The 3,581-nt window shown below is 35.2% G+C and carries 2 protein-coding genes; both read left to right on the forward strand.

Features of this window, described 5'->3' with window-relative positions; genetic code table 11:
- Window positions 1-925: fasciclin domain-containing protein (locus ACQR30_RS11985; RefSeq protein ID WP_429735388.1), on the forward strand; the 925-nt coding region annotated here is incomplete at its 5' end.
- 63 nt (window positions 926-988) lie between these two features.
- Window positions 989-3,581: SusC/RagA family TonB-linked outer membrane protein (locus ACQR30_RS11990; RefSeq protein WP_429735390.1), on the forward strand; the 2,593-nt coding region annotated here is incomplete at its 3' end.

Genomic DNA, 3,581 nt, shown 5'->3' on the forward strand with positions numbered 1-3,581 from the left:
TCAATTTTTGTTAAGCAATCCTGATAAATATAGCATTCTGACTAGTGGTTTGCAGAAAGCTGGTTTAATGGATACGTTAGTCAATCTTACTGATTCATTAGGAGGAAGAATCAGACTTACGCTGTTTGCTGAAACAAATGATGTTTTGAAAAATGCGGGTATAGAAAACTATGATAACATGCCGCATGATGAGTTAGTCAAGTTAATGCGTAATCATCTTATTCCTGGGCAAAATGCGATATCTAGTTATACTCATCATACAGTTGCTGTGCCAGTATATAATATTGTAGATAGTTGGGATAGTACGATTTTGACTTTAGATGGGGATGACTATTTTTATTTTAATCTTGCAGGTGTTCACTTAATTGATAATGTTTCTGATTTTACTTCTAGTGATGTTGCCATGCGTAATGGCATTATAGACAACGTAAGTGTTCCGATATCATTTCCGGCAAATAAACCTCGTACACAAATATATTATGATTTTTGGTCCGGAACCAACTATGCTTATGGAATACCTAGTATTTCTGACGGGAATTCCCATCCGCCATTGAATGGTAGTTCTGGCAATTATAGATATTACTACGACGGTTCAATATCTAACAATCTCCTTTTCGTGAACCCAGATGCTAAAAATGACTCTATGGTCGCTTTAATTCATGGAATTAGAAAGGGCAAATACCAAATTACTATTAACTACAAAGCGTCTTACAATAGGGACATATTTGAACTGCGATATCAGAATGATTCTATTGGATCCATTGACTTTAGAACTGGAACTACCTATAAACAAAATACTATAATCGGAACTTATGATTTTAAAACAAGTGGTGATAAGAGATTAAATTTTGTCTGCTTGCAACACAATGGTGGGGGAATGAATTTGGATTGCATGGTGTTAACACCCGTTTATGACAACCCTTAGATGGCATTGTCGTAAAAATTAATGCTATTAAAATTATGAATTATTTTATAACTAGAAAGAAATATGTTTAAATCTAAAACTTATTCGATTGGTATTTTATCGCTTTTCAGTCTCACGTTAAGTTGGAATAATGCCAATGCACAAAATAATGCAGTGAAAAGTCTGCCCTATTCCAAAGTGTATGCGGACACCTTAATTGCTTCGGTGGACACTGCCGATATTGTAGATATTGGTTATATGAAATTAGACAGAAAATATATAACGGGAAGTGTTGCGGAATTTGTAAATAATAAACGCAAAAAAGAAGAGGTTCCTCTTTCTCCGAACAATATGCTTGCTGGCCAAATAGCGGGAGTAAATGTAATGAGCACTTCCGATATTAGTGCATTAATAAATATAAGAGGTGTTTCAACTTTTAATGCCGGTACGGTACCTCTTTATATTGTTGATGGTGTTCCTATCAAAGCGGATCGCTTTCAGAATTCATTAAGCAAAAACGTAGACAACGATCCGTTATCTGATATTAATCCAGAAGATATTGCTTCAATTACAGTATTAAAAGATGCCCAAGCTACTGCTATATATGGAATGAGAGGAGCAAATGGGGTAATTATCATTAACACCATTAAAGGTACTTCCGGAAAAACATTTCTTGACATTTCAGGATATTCTGGCATAATGGAACAGCCCGAAGAATTGCCGGTTTTGGATACAATGCAATATCGCGCCTATATTTTACGAAAGGAAAGAGCAAGCGGAAAATCCGAATCCGATATAATGAATGGAGTAGGGAGGTACCTACTTCAATCTACACCTGCTGATCAAACACAGCGATATAATAATAGTACAGATTGGCAAGATTTAGTAATGAACAATGGTTTATTGAATAATTATCATCTTACTTTACGAGGTGGAGACGCGGTGGCTAAATATTCATTAAGCACTGGTTATACTGGTTTGACAGGTGTGATTTCTAATACAAATTTCAATCGCTTTAATGTCCGATTAAATCTTGACTATAAAGTAGGAAGGAGTTTAAGCTTTTTAAATAGTGTGGTTTACAGTAGAACAAGCAAGGTATTAGCTGATGCAGGAGATGCCTACAATACAAACCCTCTATTCTTGGCAACTTTAAAATCTCCTACACTGGCCATTTATCAGCAAGACGAAACTGGTGTGAACCTTCCTTTTCTAGATAGTGCAGACTATGCCGGCTTAAATAACCCATACTCACTTTCCCACAATGCTATTAATACAAATAACTCTAATCATATTACTGCAAAAACTATTGGTCAATACCAATTCTCTCCTTATTTGACATTGAGACTTGGTATCCTGTTTGACTATTATCGATTGTCTGAGACAAAGTTTATGCCTTCTGCAGGTATTCTCGCTAATGGTTACATTATTAGATCTTCTGAACGTCAGAATAGTTATTCTATTATGACAGATAATGAAAATACCCTTAATTATGCTCGTAGCTTTGATAATGGAAAACATTCTATCATGGCCGTTTTTGGCAATTCATTACAATCAACTTCTTTAGACTCAAAATATGGTAGAGCTGTGAACTCTAGTTCTGATCAATTAACAACTCTTAATACGTCAGATCCCTTGTCACTAGATTCCATTGGAAGTATTTCACCTAAATGGACATTAGCCTCGTTTTTTACGAGTGTAAATTATGCATATAAAGAAAGATATTTACTGGGCATAAATTTTAGAGCGGATGGTTCCAGCAGATTTCAGCCGGGACATAGATGGGGATATTTCCCTTCAGTTGGGATTGGATGGAGAATTAACGAAGAATCGTTTTTGAAGAATAGTAAACTTATCAGCAATCTTAAACTAAGAAGTAGTTATGGTCTGACTGGAAATGAGAATGTTGGATTCACCAATGCGTTTAACTCTCTTGTGCCTTCTCCATATGTTTATTCCGCAATTAAATTTGGTATACTTGGAGATCCAGATTTTCAATGGGAGCAAACAAGTCAGTATGATGGTGGAGTCGATTTAGGGCTTTTTAAAAATAGATTAAGAGTGAATTTCGATTATTATAATAAAAAAACAAATCATTTATATAATATCATTCAATTACCAGGAACCAGTGGTTTTAAATCTTATGCAGTAAGTGGTGGAGCGGTGACAAACCAAGGAATAGAGGGAACTATCGAATGGAGTATTTTGGATATATCGCGCAATCGACGTTTTGGTTGGAATATTTCTTTAAACATTGCTGAAAATAAGAATAATATTGAATCTGTTCCCGACAGGTTAGATTCTGTTATCGATTATGGGAATTATTCGACCATCCTGAAACCAGGTATAGCAGTAGGTTCTTTTTATGGTTATCAAGCATTGGGGGTATACTCAAAAACGACTGACGTCAAATTGAAAAATGGTATTGATAACACAAATCCATTTCAAGGCGGGGATGTAATATTTGAAGATGTAAACAAAGATGGTATTATTGATGCTAGGGATCAAAAGGTTATTGGTAACGTAAATCCGAAAATATATGGCGGCTTTACAAATACATTTACATACAAGGGTGTGGATCTCTCTGTATTTGTGGATTTTGCAGGAGGAAATAAAATCTTTAATGCAAGACGCGAAGCAATGGAATCGATGTCCAATTATGACAATCAATCTACTA

Source organism: Arachidicoccus sp. (assembly GCF_050436765.1).
Taxonomy (GTDB): Bacteria; Bacteroidota; Bacteroidia; order Chitinophagales; family Chitinophagaceae; genus Arachidicoccus.